Genomic DNA, 15549 nt, shown 5'->3' with positions numbered 1-15549 from the left:
GGCTCTATACTCAGAGTACAGGGTGATGGCGTTCCACCTTTCCCAACCGCTCCGTTCCGGAGCTGATGACGCCTGATGTGACTCTTGATTTTCAGGAGGTGCGTCAGGCCGTCCTTACTTTCCTCCCGGCCTGCGTACTTCCCTTTACGGGGAGAGACCCTTGATACACGTTTTTGGCCACATCAATCCTGACAGCGACGCCATCTGCACGGCGGTCGTCACCGCTCACTGGCTGACCGGGCGCGGCATGGACGCCCGCGCATGGCGTCTCGGCGAGGCTAACCGGGAAACCCGCTTTATCTTTGACACCGCCGGTCTTACGCTGCCGCCGCTGCTCGCTATTCCGCTGCAGGATGAACGGGTGTGGCTGGTCGATTTCACCGAGCCGGCGCAGGGGCCTGACGACCTGCTCCGGAGCAACGTCGTGGGCATCACTGACCACCACCGGCTGGGCGGGCTGATAACGCAACTGCCGCCGGAGGTGCATATCCGCCCGGTTGGCAGCAGCGCCACGCTGCTCTGGCTGCTGATGGACGCTGAAGCGCGCCGCACGCTGCCCCCGACGCTCGCCGTGCTTCTGCTGGGCGCACTCCTGAGTGACACCGTGAATCTTCGCTCGCCGACCACCACCGAAGACGATATCCGTTCGGCGACCGAACTGGGCGTGCTGTCCGGCGTAAACCGCAGAGCCTTCGCCCGTGACCTCCTCACCGCCAAAACGGACGTCAGCGGCCTCAGCGCCCAGCAGCTGCTGGGCAGGGACCTCAAGGCCTTCGTCATTGCCGGCACCGACGTGCGCATTGCCCAGATTGAGGTCAGCTCACCGACACAGGTTGCCCCCGTGATGGACGACCTGCTCGCTGCCCTGGCGTATCTGGCGGACCAGTCGGGTGCCGGGCTGACGGTGCTGATGTTGACCGACATTCGCGCCGGGTTTTCAACGCTTTACTTCGCCGGGCGGGAGAGCGTTAACGCGGCCTCCTGCTCCGTACCGGGCATGCTCAGCCGCAAAAAACAGCTTCTGCCGTGGCTTGAGTCCCGCCTTAACCAGAACGGGAGTTCATTATGACCTGCTACACCCACGCACTGATACTTGTGAACGACAAAGACGACGGCACCCTCCTGCTGAAACGGGCGGTCGCGCTGGCGCAGCCGCTCGGCATGAAAATCACCCTGGCCCACATCAGCGACGACTACCGGGAAATGAACTACGTGTCCGACAGCCTGATGGACGACGTCGTGTCGGAAGAGGTGCTGAAAGCCAAAGCGTTTATGAGCGAGCTGGCGGCCTCCGTGCCTGAGGCGGTAGACACGCGGGAGCTGGTGACCATGCGCCGCTTTGAGGACGTGGAGAAGTGCATCAATGAGCTGGGCGTGGACCTCGTGCTTGCCGGGCACCGCAACCGCTTTATGGGAATGCTGACGTCCCGCTCGGCGGAATACATCAACCACCTCACGGTGGATGTGCTTATTACTCACCTGAATGACTAAACCGGGAGAAACGCTATGCACTTTACACTGGATAACGTGACCGCCCGGGAAATTCTTGACTCTCGCGGCAACCCCACCGTTGAAGTTGAGGCCCGGACCCCGGACGGGATGATGGCACGCGCCTCGGTGCCTTCCGGGGCCAGCACCGGGTCGCGCGAGGCCGCAGAGCGCCGCGACGGTGACGCACAACGTTTTGGCGGCAAAGGCGTGCTGGATGCCGTCAGGGCGGTTAATACGGAAATCTGCGAAGCCGTGCGCGGCCTGGACGTGCGCGAGCAGCGGCAGCTGGACAACATCATGCTGATGCTGGACGGCACGGAGAACAAGAGTCGCCTGGGTGCCAATGCCATTCTGGGCGTATCGCTGGCGGTGGCCCGGCTGGCGGCACAGGCCTCGCACGAGCCGCTGTGGCGCTACCTGGGGGGCCTGCAGGCGAATCTGCTGCCCGTGCCGTGCATGAACATCATCAACGGCGGCGTGCACGCCCGCGGTCAGGGCGCGGACTTCCAGGAGTTCATGATAGCGCCACACGGGGCTCCCACGCTGCGCGAGGCCGTGCGTCAGGGCAGCGAGGTCTACCAGGCGCTGCGCCAGATCCTGCTGGACAAAAAACTCTCAGCGGCAGTGGGCGACGAAGGCGGTTTTGCGCCCGCCGTGTCGTCGAACCGTGACCCGCTGGCGTTTATCGTACAGGCGATTGAGAAGGCGGGATACAGGCCCGGAGAGGACATCAGCATCTGCATGGACCCTGCCTCAAGTGAGTTTTTCGCTGACGGTCAGTATCATCTGCGCACCGAGGGCAGCGCGCTGAGCGCGGCGGAAATGACGGCATACTACGGCGAGCTGATGGACCAGTTTCCGGTCATCCTGCTGGAAGACGGCCTGGCCGAGGACGACTGGGCGGGCTGGAAGCATCTGCACCAGCAGCTTGCGGGCAGGGCCGAGCTGGTTGGTGACGACCTGTTTGTAACCAACGTGAAGTACATCCAGCGCGGCATTGACGAAAACCTCGCCAGCGCCGCGCTGATCAAGCTCAATCAGATAGGCTCGCTCAGCGAAACGCTGGACGCCGTGGCTCTCTGCCAGCGGCACGGCTGGGGTGCGTTCATGTCTCACCGCAGCGGGGAAACCACGGACACGTTCCTTGCCGATCTGACGGTGGCCCTGCGCGCGGGACACCTGAAAACCGGCGCGCCGTGCCGCGGCGAACGCGTGGAAAAGTACAACCAGCTGATGCGCATTGAGCAGGCGCTGGGTGAGGACGCGCACTACGCGGGGCTTCATGCGTTTGTGCGCCGCACGTAACACATCCGCCGGACGGTCCCCGTCCGGCAAAGAAGGAATGCCTGTGGCCCCTGCAACGCTGATCCTCCTGCGGCACGGCGAAAGCCAGTGGAACCGGGAAAACCGTTTTACCGGCTGGACGGACGTGCCGCTGACGGTCAGGGGGCGGCAGGAGGCCGACCGGGCCGGTGACGCGCTGCGGGCAGCGGGCCTTATGCCCGACCGTGTCTTCACCTCGGTGATGACACGCTGCGTTCACACGGTCTGGCGGGTGCTGGACCGTCTTGACCGAAGCTGGACGCCCGTGGAAAAGAGCTGGCGACTGAACGAGCGCCACTACGGTGCGCTGCAGGGGCTGAACAAGGACGACGCTGCCCGGATGATGGGGGAAGAGACCGTCCGGCTATGGCGCAAAAGCTTCAGCGGCATTCCGCCCGCAGACGCGGAGGCTCCGGCGCAGCTGCGTCGGGATCTGCGCTACCGCCGCGTTGCGCTGGCCGACCTGCCTGCAACGGAAAGCCTGGAAATGACGCTGCGTCGCGTCATGCCATACTGGCACCACGTTGTGGTGCCACAGCTGCGCTGCGGAAGTACCGTTCTGATTGTGGCGCACGGCAACACGCTGCGCGCCCTGACCGCCTTTCTGAACGGCATGCCCCACGACAGCGTGGCACAGCTGCACATCCCGACCGGCGTGCCGGTTGTATATGAAATGGATACGGCCGCACAGGTCGTGTGCCGTTATGTTCTGAATATTAAAAAAAAGGAGTGAACGTGAATCAGCTTTTTGCCGTCATCACCGGCGGTGCTTTAGGGTGTGTTATCCGCTGGCAGCTGGGCGCGCGCCTGAACGCGCTTTTTCCGGACCTGCCGCCGGGGACGCTGCTGGTCAACCTGCTGGGTGGATTTATCATCGGGGCGGCGCTGGCGTATTTTCTGCGCCATCCCGGCCTCGATCCGGCCTGGCGGCTGCTCATTACCACCGGGCTGTGTGGCGGAATGACGACCTTCTCCACATTCTCAGCTGAGGTTTTTGCCCTGCTGCAGTCAGGCAGCTATGCCTGGGCAGCCGCCTCGGTGCTGATACACGTGCTGGGTTCGCTGGCCATGACGGCGGCCGGATTTTATATCATGACGCTGTGTGGTTAACCCGGACCGTACGGCCTCTATCCAGGGGAGACCTCAGTGCAGCGACCGCTGCACTGAGGTCAGACAGTTCAGTATATTGTTCAGAAGCGCTCTCTGCGGGCCTGATCCGACAGGGTTTACGCCTGTAAGGCTTCCCCTAAATCCGGGACACTGTCGTGACAGAGTTTCAGGTCTGCCTGTTCTGGTAAAGGTCCCAGCGATTGCCATAGATGTCCTCAAACACGACAACCATTCCGTATTCTTCCTCGCGCGGCTCCTGACAGAAGTGGACGCCTTTTGCCTTCATAGCATTGTAGTCGCGCCAGAAGTCATCGGTCTGCAGGAACAGAAAAACCCGTCCGCCGCACTGGTTGCCGATAAAGCCTTCCTGCCGGTCGTTCGACGCGCGGGCAAGAAGAATAGCACAGTCGCTGTCAGGGTCCGGCGTCACCACGACCCAGCGCTTACCCGGCTGCGGCGTGTCCTCAATCAGGGTAAAGCCCAGCTTATCGGTGTAATACTCAATTGCACGATCGTAGTCATCGACCACGACAGCCACATACCCCATACATCGCTTCTGTTTTCTCATCTGCTGTTCCATCAGTTACGTCATAACGCCCGCTATAATCAGATTCATATCAAATACGACGTTCGGTCGTCTGTACTGACTCTGAACTGACACCCTCAGACCGGACATTGAAAGCATTTGAGCACTCAGGATTTTGGGCCCAATTTTGTAAGAGCCTGCTCAACCTTTTCAGCATCCTGCTCCAGTACGGCTTTCTCATCGGGAGTGAGCGGGACCTCTTCGAGGTAACGCCGGATGGATGCTTTACTCTCCAGAATAAGCCCGCGCGCGCTGTCCTTCAGCAGGTTAAAATCGCAGCCGATGCAGGCCATCCGGTGCGGGCAGCTGCTCCAGAACGGATTTGAGCAGTATGAATCACCTAAATCATAATACGTTGCAGGTCCGGTCAGGCTGGCGGCGTCAGGGTCGCGATCAATCAGTACGCTGATCATGTGCGCGACTCTGTCTGCTTTTACAAACGAGGCGGCCAGCTGTGTCGGGCGGATACGGAGATAATGCATGGTGGACTGGGGCGTTGAGTGACCAGCCCACTGCATCAGTTCATACAGTGACATGCCCTGCGGTACGCTGGCCAGTGCGGTCACGGCTGAGGCGCGTCCCCGATGGCTGGTTATCACTCCGCCGCTGTCTTCAGAAGGAACGCCCGCTCTTGCGCAGAGCATCGGTATCACCGTGCGGTTGAGGATAGCGCTGCCGGCAGGCTTCCCCCGGTACTGAAACAGCAGCCGGACCTTCTCACCGGTCCGCTCATCAGCCAGCATGGCCTGTTCTGCCGGGCGTTCGGCCAGCCAGATGTCGACATATTTTTTTACCACTGTCGCCACGGGTTTAACAAAGGCTTTTGATGTTTTTCCGGCGGGGACATGAAGGTAACAAAGGGTTCCGGCCGGGATGACGCTGCCGTCATCTTTCGTTATTTCATCTGCCTGCGGCGCGATGCAACCGGTAGTCAGGCGGAGCAGCTCATTTTTCCTCAGCCCCGCATGGGTCCAGATGACGGCCATCGCCTGCAGCATGGCCAGCGGATAATGTATTTCAGTAAGCAGGTCTTCCTGACGCAGATTGAGGCTGGCCCAGATGAGCTTGAGCCAGACCGGATCGTCGATAACACGGGGATTGACGTCGCGCCGAAACAGGGTGGTATCCGGTGTGGAAAGATGACGGGCAGGGCTGAAGCGCAGGCGACCCCAGCCCCAGTTTTCGTAGTCGACCATAAAACGGCGCAGTGAGTAGATAAAATGCGCCCTTGAATGCGGCATCATAGGCTCACCGGATCGCACCGATTTTCGGGTGCCCCTTTCCGTGCCCAACTGTAGCTCATCCACGTTCATCCGGCCGACCGCAGCGATAAAGCTGGCGCAGATTTCCATGCTCCAGTCTGACGGTTCACGCACCTCCGGATGCGCCTTTGCCAGCCAGAGGCCGCAGCGCAGTATAAAGCTGTACTGGCCTTCACGGGTGCGAGGCCTCAGCACAGACGTTTCCCGCCAGCGCCGGCACCACCTGACCCAGGCCGGATCGATCCCGTCTACGGGTTTTTCATACCATCGGGTATAATTACGCATCCTCATCGGGGCGCTGAAGATGCCCAGCGCAGCAAGGCCGTGTGAAATCCGGCCAATGTACCGGGATGTCCCGCTATCTGTGTTGTTCTGGGCTTCCCACAGCAGTTCAGGCGTAAAGGTTTCAAGACGGGGATCTCTGTTCATGACCATCAGCGTGGCCAGTATGCCCGACAGATGCGTGACCTGACTACCCGCAGCATAGCCCAGCGATTTCAGGGTTTCAGTCAGGCGGTGAAGCTCCCGGAAGTAAATAGCCTGACCAAAAATGGCACAGGTATACAGGGCAGGTTTTCTGATGTCTGGCAGGCTGAGGGGATCATACCGTCCGGCGAAATGCCATGCAAAGGCGGCCATCAGCGGCCGTCCTTTTCCGTCCGTCCGGCTGAATGTCTGCCAGCGTTCCTGCGGCCATCGCCAGTACGGTATACCCGAAAGGTGCATCTCACGCAGGAGGTCCAGTATTATCAGGTCAGCAACCTCGCGGCTGCATCCGCTTTCTGCAGCGATGTCTTTCAGCGGCCTGATAAATTCAGGTGCAGGTTTTATCCGCAGCAGCCTGCCCCGGCTGTGAGAGGTGGCCAGTGAGGCCTTTTCAGGCTCAGTCAGTAAAGCATCAAGCCTGTAAGCGGAGAGGTCGAAGGGAAGCCACACATTCTCAGGCTGTTCAGACGCTGCCATATTATTCCTCCGTGCCGAAAATGAGGTTCGCCATCCTGATATCTGCCGTTTCAATTGCTCCTGCCATCCGGGCGGCAAGATCCCTGCCGGAAAGGTGAATATAAATCTGAGTGGTGCGCGGATCACGGTGACCTGCGTAGGTGGCAAGTTCGTGCAGTTTCCAGCCCGCACGGGCCAGATGCGTCAACCGCAGGTGGCGGAAAGTATGGGTTGAAATGTCGGGCAGCCCTGACTCAAGCGCCCATTTCCGTACCGTTTTGCTCCAGCTCCAGTAAGAGAGCGGTGCCCCCTGATTACGATCGGACTCAGAGCGGAACAGGGCTCCTTTTACCATCCCCGACAGCTTCATCTGTAAAAGATGAGCCGCCAGCACCGGCGTCAGGGCGGGACTGTAACAGACGATCCGTTCATGACGGTTCTTGGTGGTTTCAGCCCGGACGCGGATGAGGCGGTGGGCAAAGTCAAGGTCATCAGTACTCAGCGCGGTGACTTCCGATCGTCGCAGCGCACCGCAGTAGGTTAACGCCAGCATCAGCCGGTCACGAAGCGGAGAATCCGCGGCATGAGCCTGAAAAAGCTGCCACTGTGCATCGTCAGGAATACGCGGCAGCTTTACGATACGGGGAACCAGCCCCCGTGCGGAACACAGCATGCCCGGCGTGCCGGAACGGGGCAGCGGATTTACCTTACACAGGTCAAGATACATCAGGAAGTCGTACCAGAGACGGACAGCCGACAGGCGCAGCTGGAGCGTGGCGCTTGCGGCCGGGAAAGGCATACCGGGTAACTGAGGACGGATGTAGGCAGCCATGTCATCAAACCTGACCTTTTCAGGTTCAATCCTGTTCCGGCTGCAGAACGCAAAATAATGACAGAGGGCTGCGCGGTAGGCGGTCAGGGTGGCGGGTGCCCGCCCCAGGTCGGACAGCAGCTTCAGCCAGCGTTCCGCCAGTAAAATGGCACTGTTGTTTAGTGGAGTCGTCATTGCGTTTACCTCTGAGGTCAGCGTTGCTGTTCAAAGTCTATACGATCAATGTTGCATTCCACTTAACTTACTACAGCGCATAATTTGAGCTGAACACATGGACTTTTTCCGGATAATCCTGCGTTTTAATCTGGAACCAGGGAACACCCATTTTGATGCCGAGGGCTTTGGCCTATATGTTATTTGGAATTGGGTGTAATTTGTACAGATAGTGTTCTGTTCAGGGGGAAAGGTCATGCAGCGAAAGTTATCGTACACACTGCCTTTTCTTGCAGACGATCCTTCGGCATGTAGGTGGGTACAGTTGCAAAGCGATCTGTTACAGGCGGCAAATACTGTCAATGCTTATGCCCGCGGAATCAATGACTGGCTCGCGTTTTGCCACTCTTACGGGCTAAAACCATGTGAAGCAAAAAGTGATACAGTGGCGCTATATATCCGCACTCTGCATGATGATCGTAGACTTGCCGTTTCAACCATCCGTCATCGTGTCACTATTGTTCGACTTTACTGTGACTTCCTTTGCGAGGAGGGGATTCGGGAATCCAATCCTGTCAGACGGGGTTTTTGGAAAAACGGGGGAAAAGGCGTTGCAGGTCTCGTGCCGGTGCAGCGCCTACTACCGTGGATTCCGGAGACGGAAGGCTGGCAGCGCTTCCTGAACGTTGCTGCACAGGCGGACATTCGTACCCGTTTCATGCTGGCGTTGGCCTATGACTGCGCTTTACGGCGGGGGGAACTCTGCACAGTGTCCACTGGTGATATTGACCCGTCCAGAAGGCTGCTCACTGTGCGGGCAGAGAACACCAAAAACCGTTGTGCGCGTGTGGTACCTTATTCACCGGTTACCGGAGAACTTTACGCCGCCTGGCTTGCTGAACGTCGTCTGCTCAGCACGACGCGCGGTCCGCTATTTCTGTCTCGTTCACCGCGTAACCGTGCAGAGCCTGTCACTGGCTGGACCTGGTCAAAGGTGGTCCGGCGCCTTGCACTCGGTGCCGGCCAGCCTCTTATCAGTACGCACACGTTCCGCCATCTCTGCCTGACGGAATTGGCCCGTGCCGGGTGGGATATTCATGAAATTGCCGCTTTTGCTGGCCACCGTCGTGTTCAGTCAACAATGTTGTACATTCATCTGAGTGCACGTGATCTGAGCAGCCGGTTCAGTTGCACAATGACATCACTGCATGATTCCTGGCTCTCAGTACTGAAGTAACAGTGGGAATATCTATCATGATGCGATCCGGACAAACTGCCCCCTGTGCAGAAGAAACTGTGACAATTCCCGACCCCCGCTGGGACCAACGCCCTGAGTTTATTTCCGGCGAGGCTGAGGCGCTGGATGAACTGGTCAGTCACTTCCGCCAGGGCGGAAAGAACTGGCCACATCATATACTGAAACGGCTTTCCCGCCTTCTTTTACCGCTACGCGATACGCTGATAGGGATGCATGCGGCCAGAGCGCCGTATAATTCAGCTATTCACGATATAACCCTGGAAATGCAACGTCTGCGAAAAACATACTGGGCCTGGACGCAGACAGAATGGTCAGAAGTCATCTGCAGTACTGAAGGTGAATTTCACCGCAGGTTTGGTGCCAGCGGTAACTGCCGGCAGTACGTTATGGCACTGGCATGGCTTCTATGTGGTTTTGACCGGCTGGATTCCTGTGGCGTTTTCTATCAGTACCGCCTCTGCCTGAAGGTGTTTGGCCGGCAGTCCACCGACAGTGCTGTGAGCCGCCTCGACAGTATGATGCAGAGGCTGGGGTACGTGCAGGGAGATGGCCGGAACAATGGCATCAGAAATGCCATGTGTATGGCAATGCTTATCCAGCGGGAACCCGTTCCGGAAAAGCTGAAAACAGAGACACTTAAACACATTTCGGCAGTCGGGCCTGTTTATCTCAGAAAATTTTCTGCCACGCTGTCACGCATCCTGGCTGCGGCAGATACAGAAGTTGAAGGGTTCGATCATCGCGTTAAGGAGCGTCGCAGACCTCCCCGTGAGTATGTTGCGGTGGCCGATGTTCCGGCAGAATGGTTGTCCTGGTGTGAACGGTGGCGTGTCACCTCGGTACTCCGGCCCGCATCCGTTTTGTCTGCGTGGTACGTCCTACTGAAATGCGGCCGCTGGCTGGCAGAATGTCATCCGGAATGCCTGTCGCCAGCCAACTGGACGCGTGAGACGGCAATGAACTGGGTGACAACAGTATGCAGGATGAAAGTGGGAGAGTGGTCAAATCCTTGCGGCATGTACCGCGATCGTCGTGGAATGACAATGAAACCTGCTGCACGGGCAAGTCTACTTGGACATGTCCACGCTTTTTTTCATGATTTGCAGGAATGGGGCTGGATACCGGTGCAGTTCAGCCCGGAAAGAATACTCCGGCCGCCGCGCAGTCTGACGTCGCTTACGGGGCCTGATCCGCGCCCCGTAGCAGACGATATATGGTGCAGGTTGCTTCACGCAGGGCAGACTCTTCAGGAAACGGATCTGAAACCCTCCGCTACTTATCCTGCTTTTTATCCGCTGGAAATGGTGCGTGCCCTCAGCATACTCTGGCTTTTTGGTGGTCTGAGACGAGATGAAATCCTGAGGATGCGGTGCGGTTGTATCCGCTGGCAGCGGAAGGAAGATGATGATTCGCGCCGTATCTGCCTGTTGGACGTACCGGTCAGCAAGACATGCGCGGCATTCACAAAACCAGTTGACCCGATTATAGGGGAAGCGATTGAACAGTGGGAGGGGATGCGAAGTACGCATCCTCTTCAGGAAGATTCTAAAACCGGTGAAAGTGTACATTTCCTGTTCATGCATCGTGGAAAACGCGTACATACAGGTTACATTAACAATTCTCTTATCCCTTTGCTCTGCAGAAAAGCAGGGGTACCTGAGAGTGATACTAAGGGAAAGATAACGAGTCACCGTGCGAGAGCTACTATGGCTACTCAACTTTATAATGCCAGGGAGCCCCTGGATATTTTCGAGCTTCAAAGATGGCTAGGACATGCTTCACCAGAATCTACCCGCCATTATGTCGAAATCACGCCAACAAAGCTGGCGGGTTCTCTTGAAAAGGCTGGTTACTTTGAACGTAACCGTCGCATGATATCTGTGTTGATAGATCAGAATGTGATAACCGCAGGGCAGGCAGCCGAAGGAAAACCTTGGCGTTATTACGATCTGGGGCATGGTCTGTGCTCCTATGATTTCTTTGAACAATGCCCACATCGGATGGCTTGTGCAAAATGTTCATTTTATCTGCCCAAATCATCTTCAGAAGCGCAGTATGTTGAGGGACAACGAAATTTACTGAGGCTGATGCAAGAGATACCACTTACTGAAAGCGAAAGGGCTGCAGTTGAAGATGGTGTTGAAGCAATGAAAAAACTTACGGACTCACTGCGAAATGTGGCATCACCAGATATTGATAACGAGAGAAGATGAAGTATTTTAAATTTTATAATCCCTCTAAACATAAAGTTTAGAGGGATTATAATCATACAGATATTACATCCATGGGCTATAAACTTTACTCAATACGGTTTTCAATTTTTCGGGTATACCTTCATAAGCATCTCCCCATGTTAATGTATGGCGATATGCATTAAATGGTTTTTCAGATGCAGGAGAAGGATAGCCGAGAAGATCCTCAATGCATTCTTCAATAGCAATTACTTTGTCTGGAGAGCCTGCTGCATTTAAAATATGTGGATTAAAAATCTCAGCCCCCCTGACACCTAAGTCTCGGTCGTGAATAACTATAAAGTCAACGCCTAAAGCAGAGAGGTATTTTAATAATCCTATTATTGCAGATTTTCCTCTGGCTTTGATAACTTCTGAACTTGTCATTATCCTATTTCTCACTTCAGTTGGCATTCTTCTTATTGCTTCGCGGAAAACAAGTTCTTCAGTATCGCCTTCAACAACAATTACTTTCCTCGTAAAAAATATTCTTGATATGTGATCATCTAACCTAATAACCATTTTGACATGATCTTTGTCTTCACCTTGTAATTTTTTATATTCATCAGTGACAGAGAATGGGTTTATTGTTGTGTGTGATTTGTCGTAATAAAATCTATTGAGTACCTGCTTAGGCTTTCTCGATAAATCAATTAAATATGGAGAGTGAGTGGTTGCTACTATTTGGGATGAATTTCCAGATAGTTCATAAATCAAATCTCTCATTTGATTTGCAGCGCTCGGATGAAGATAGATTTCAGGTTCTTCAAAACCTATGATGAGGCTTCTTTCATCTCCTCCTCTGTCTCTCAACCACTGTTGTCTAAACCTCAATAATCCAAAAACAGCAGCCCTAACCATTCCTGTCCCCTGATTTGAAACGGAAGTTCTTATATTGCTTGACATTTCTATGGAGAATGTCGGAGATAATGCTGTGTCAGGATTAGATAAGTCAGCTGATGCATAAATTTTAGATTCAGGAAAAACACCGCATAATACAGCGTTAAGTGCGGACATCATTTTCCCAAATTCAGATTGCCCATCTGAAGGGTTTAACTCATTCGCTAATTCGTTCAAACAAGCTTGGGCTTGCTTGTAATTCTCAGATATTCCACGTACATCTTTAAACAACTCATTAAGCGTTTTTTGTAAAACTCCTGTTTTACCTTCAATTTCTGATGCGCCTGAGTCTGCAGGGATTAAAAGGAAACTTGGTAACTTTGAGAGAACAACACCACCTATTCCCCCAGGGTTTTTATCCCAAACTTCTTCATCATTTAAATCCCACATGTCATCAATTAGCTCTAACTTACCTTTTTCTGATGAACCTATATTTTTTTCTAGGTCTGTGAAGAGGTCTTTTATTAAATCCTCATTGATGCCAGCATCTATGAGTTGCTGGGGCTTTTTTAATTTTTCTAATTCTTTTTTCATGACTCTTTTTAAAGACTTTAGTTCTATAATTGCATCCTCTCCCAGAGAGTAACTTTTCCTATAAGTAATGCTTTTTCCAGTCTCATTAGTGTCTTCTGGATCATAATTGAAAATTCTTCCTTTGAAACCTCTCCAGTTTTTGGCTGATTCAGGTACATTACGGAATTCGGCCTCAAGGATAACCGTTTTACAACATACTTTGTTTTCACCGGTTTCTTGATCAATTTCAGAGCAAAAACAATCTAGATCCATTGTCTTTTTATTAGAAAGCAGCCATTCAATTGCTTTCAAGACAGAGCTTTTACCAGCATTATTGGAGCCAATGAGAAATGTTGCGTCACCAAATTTAACTTCTGCATCATTGATTCTCTTAAAGCCATTAATTTTTAACGTGTGTAATCTCATAAATTTGCCCATAAAATTAAATGTGTTTAAATGTTTCTGAAGCCATAAATCATTAACAAATTTAATGTTATGATGCAACTAATAATTAAGTGCTAAGTTCAAACTGTGAGGTTAGGAGTAGATTTAAAATTCCACATAAGCTTTGCTTCTTGCGATTACGCAGCCATCGTTGTTCGAAAGAACGACGACCGGTTTCCCCCGCAAATCGGGCCTGAACAGGGCCTCACAGGACGCATAGAAGCTGTTGACGTCAGCCAGACCAAACATCGGCATGGTTACCTCCGGCGCGCCTCGGTATTGTGGAAAAACCAGGTGACCACGCCCAGCAGATGCAACTCCTCTGGGTAGATTACCGGATAGGCAGGGTTCATCGGTCGCAACGCAATCTTTGGGTGCAGCTGCAGGCGCTTGACCGTGAACTCCCCACCGACCTCCGCGATGACGATGTCACCATGCGTGGCTTCCTTTGCGCGGTCGACGACCATCACGTCCCCGTCATACAGGCCCAGATCTTCCATGCTGCTGCCGCTTGCACGCACAAAAAACGTAGCGGCGCGATGGGTGATGCAGAGCTCATTCAGGTCAAGCTCTGCTTCGACATAATCGGTGGCAGGGGAGGGGAAACCGGCGGCGCAGCGCTCAACAAAGAGCGGGATGCGCATGACGGGTCGTATATCGGCAGGCCTGAATATCGTCAGTCCGCCCTGAGAGGATGTCGCTTTCATGGTGCCGCTCTCCGGACTGAATGGCCTGAAGTTCGTGCTTCAGTGAATAACTCTGGCATGGTTGATTTCCCTCCTAAATACCACTGTATATAAAAACAGTATTGATGAGTTGAGAGTCCATGGCAAGAGGAACGAAGCGATGATTTAATCTGCGATGTACTATGTTACTGACACAGATTGTGATTTCCCTGATAATTTCATGACTACAGTCTTTTCATGAGAAAAGTGACATCGTCTTTCAAACGATGTCGTCATCAAAGGCTGTAAGGGGTAACCCACAAGGTCACGGTGATTTCATCCGGGTTTTACAGCTTGTCCCACTCTCCAGTCTCCTTCATTCTCAGATATTCTGATCTTGAGTTCTTTTTTAAGACACCCATCATCTCGGAGCTTTTAATAAATCGGGCTAAATTCCGGGTCAGTATTGAAAGATGGTCTTTCAAATTTGCTAACGGCAAGTTGCCTATTGTCGAATAAAGCATGGCAATTAGCTGCCATTTAAATCTCCTGACTTTTTTATATTCGCTAATCCCTTCTTTGGATGGGGTTTCATACTCTATAGCTGTTGTGATTGCGCTGATCCCATAGGCAACAAACTTTAAAAATGAATAATCATAATCCGATAGTACCCTCTCTTTATCTTCAAAGCTTTCCTCTCTGGATAGACTTCTTGATATTTTCATGACCTCTTTAATGGTGTGTATTTTTTTGTTGTCAGACCCCGTTTTACGGGAGGTGAACATTAATTTGTCCCTGTATGCTTTAATCAAAAAACAGATTGCACCAAACCTTACGTAAGGTTCGGATTTTAACTCATAAAAAGCCTGTGCAGTTGAACCATTGTAGAGAGGTTGCTTTCTGTCATGATTTTTTATAAAAATAACCACGTCAATTAGTGGGGTGATTTTATTGTAATCATCATCCCTTATGTTATGGTTGAATTGATCGCAAACAATTTTTATCAGTGTATTATCGTCGTAATGTTGATGTTCAGAGTCAAGGAGCTTGCTGTAATCAATATCAGCAACCTGAAAATCATATTCATCAAAAACTTCACTTTCTTTAACGAAGTAATTTGCATGTTTTATGGCCTCATTAACAAGTGCTTGTTTGCAAAATTCGTCCACCCCATTTTGGGGATAATCATTTTGACGTTCAAAGTTAAGCTGATGAATAAGGTGTGTCAGAACAACAGCCGCCTCGTATTGTCCCGAAAACATCTTAGTTCCGGGGTTGTGGAAGTCATACATACTTCTGGGAAAGTACACCAGGAAATCCATTATCAGCTTTTCTATCCGATACATTTGCTGAAGAAGGTTTACGCGAACATTCAGCATTTCTCTGCATGAAACGAGGTTGCTGTGAATCACGGCATCATGCCTGTAATCCTCTATTGTGGTGAGAGGCTTATTTTCATCGAGCAAAAAAGGCGTATGCCACCATCCAGTACTCTGTTTCCAGCCTTTAGATATCACATTCATCATGTGAACAAAATGCATGCATTTCTGGAGGTCGTGTTTAGATATTTTTCCGTCTAAATTGCCCCTCCCGAAAATCTGCTCAACTTTTTTTCTCAGAATTTTAATAGAGCCCGGGACTGTATTATATTCTAAATATGAAAATTCGCTCTCAAGCGCTGATAGAAAACTTTCGTGTATAGTATCAGTTAAGCTCACTTCGCTAAAAAGTGAGTAAATGCTGTTATACGGGTAATCTTTTAGCATAAGGCCTCCTCGTTGTGTGCTTCATAGTAATTTTCGTGGTGTGTTATGTGGAGGTAAAACTCTTGTATTTTTT

At 52.7% G+C, this 15549-nt stretch carries 13 protein-coding genes, 1 pseudogene and 1 riboswitch; of the genes and pseudogenes, 7 read left to right on the top strand and 7 right to left on the bottom strand.

Going from position 1 to position 15549, the window contains the following annotated elements:
• Positions 1-12 precede the first annotated feature (12 nt).
• A riboswitch (Fluoride riboswitch) is annotated at positions 13-82 on the top strand.
• Between the two features lie 78 nt (positions 83-160).
• From G5574_RS23295 to crcB, 5 genes are read left to right on the top strand one after another with little or no spacing between them, the layout of a single operon-like run.
• Complete coding sequence (locus G5574_RS23295; protein ID WP_014606790.1) at positions 161-1069, top strand: DHHA2 domain-containing protein; 909 nt, start codon at positions 161-163, stop codon at positions 1067-1069.
• On the top strand, positions 1066-1491 hold the full coding sequence (locus G5574_RS23290; protein WP_014606791.1) for a universal stress protein: 426 nt from the start codon (positions 1066-1068) through the stop codon (positions 1489-1491). The genes G5574_RS23295 and G5574_RS23290 overlap by 4 nt, the downstream gene beginning before the upstream one ends.
• Before the next feature lie 15 nt (positions 1492-1506).
• Positions 1507-2796, top strand: coding sequence for a phosphopyruvate hydratase (gene eno, locus G5574_RS23285; protein ID WP_014606792.1), 1290 nt, complete (start codon positions 1507-1509; stop codon positions 2794-2796).
• Positions 2797-2839: 43 nt separating this feature from the next.
• A complete protein-coding gene (locus G5574_RS23280; RefSeq protein WP_028722238.1) occupies positions 2840-3547 on the top strand; it encodes a 2,3-bisphosphoglycerate-dependent phosphoglycerate mutase in 708 nt (235 codons plus the stop codon).
• Between the two features lie 2 nt (positions 3548-3549).
• Positions 3550-3924, top strand: a complete 375-nt coding sequence (gene crcB, locus G5574_RS23275) for a fluoride efflux transporter CrcB (protein ID WP_010260804.1) — start codon at positions 3550-3552, stop codon at positions 3922-3924.
• A 166-nt stretch (positions 3925-4090) separates the two neighbouring features.
• Here the strand turns inward: crcB and G5574_RS23270 are convergent, their stop codons facing one another.
• The 3 genes from G5574_RS23270 to G5574_RS23260 all read right to left on the bottom strand — a co-directional run bounded on the left by G5574_RS23270 (position 4091) and on the right by G5574_RS23260 (position 7720).
• The gene (locus tag G5574_RS23270; RefSeq protein WP_014606795.1) at positions 4091-4492 is read right to left on the bottom strand and encodes a VOC family protein; all 402 of its coding nucleotides are present in this window, start codon (positions 4490-4492) and stop codon (positions 4091-4093) included.
• A gap of 125 nt (positions 4493-4617) precedes the next feature.
• A complete protein-coding gene (locus G5574_RS23265; RefSeq protein WP_164483444.1) occupies positions 4618-6735 on the bottom strand; it encodes a tyrosine-type recombinase/integrase in 2118 nt (705 codons plus the stop codon).
• A 1-nt stretch (position 6736) separates the two neighbouring features.
• The gene (locus G5574_RS23260; protein ID WP_014594566.1) at positions 6737-7720 is read right to left on the bottom strand and encodes a tyrosine-type recombinase/integrase; all 984 of its coding nucleotides are present in this window, start codon (positions 7718-7720) and stop codon (positions 6737-6739) included.
• 235 nt (positions 7721-7955) lie between these two features.
• On the opposite strand from G5574_RS23260, the gene G5574_RS23255 reads away from it, so the two are divergent.
• The gene (locus G5574_RS23255) at positions 7956-8936 is read left to right on the top strand and encodes a tyrosine-type recombinase/integrase (RefSeq protein ID WP_024472277.1); all 981 of its coding nucleotides are present in this window, start codon (positions 7956-7958) and stop codon (positions 8934-8936) included.
• A 59-nt stretch (positions 8937-8995) separates the two neighbouring features.
• Positions 8996-11170, top strand: coding sequence for a tyrosine-type recombinase/integrase (locus G5574_RS23250; RefSeq protein WP_244964704.1), 2175 nt, complete (start codon positions 8996-8998; stop codon positions 11168-11170).
• 63 nt (positions 11171-11233) lie between these two features.
• Here G5574_RS23250 and G5574_RS23245 read toward each other — a convergent pair whose 3' ends face one another.
• The 4 genes and pseudogenes from G5574_RS23245 to G5574_RS23230 all read right to left on the bottom strand — a co-directional run bounded on the left by G5574_RS23245 (position 11234) and on the right by G5574_RS23230 (position 15476).
• The gene (locus G5574_RS23245; RefSeq protein WP_164483442.1) at positions 11234-13027 is read right to left on the bottom strand and encodes an ATP-dependent nuclease; all 1794 of its coding nucleotides are present in this window, start codon (positions 13025-13027) and stop codon (positions 11234-11236) included.
• Between the two features lie 144 nt (positions 13028-13171).
• Positions 13172-13294, bottom strand: a pseudogene (locus G5574_RS23240) (Y-family DNA polymerase); the annotation flags it as partial.
• Positions 13295-13302: 8 nt separating this feature from the next.
• Positions 13303-13752, bottom strand: a complete 450-nt coding sequence (gene umuD, locus G5574_RS23235; RefSeq protein WP_164483441.1) for a translesion error-prone DNA polymerase V autoproteolytic subunit — start codon at positions 13750-13752, stop codon at positions 13303-13305.
• Positions 13753-14057: 305 nt separating this feature from the next.
• The gene (locus tag G5574_RS23230; protein WP_164483440.1) at positions 14058-15476 is read right to left on the bottom strand and encodes a hypothetical protein; all 1419 of its coding nucleotides are present in this window, start codon (positions 15474-15476) and stop codon (positions 14058-14060) included.
• Positions 15477-15549 lie beyond the last annotated feature (73 nt).

This window comes from Pantoea stewartii (assembly GCF_011044475.1).
GTDB lineage: Bacteria > Pseudomonadota > Gammaproteobacteria > Enterobacterales > Enterobacteriaceae > Pantoea > Pantoea stewartii.
The sequence above is the reverse complement of the archived record's forward strand: the minus strand, read 5'-3'. Positions and strand labels throughout refer to the sequence as shown.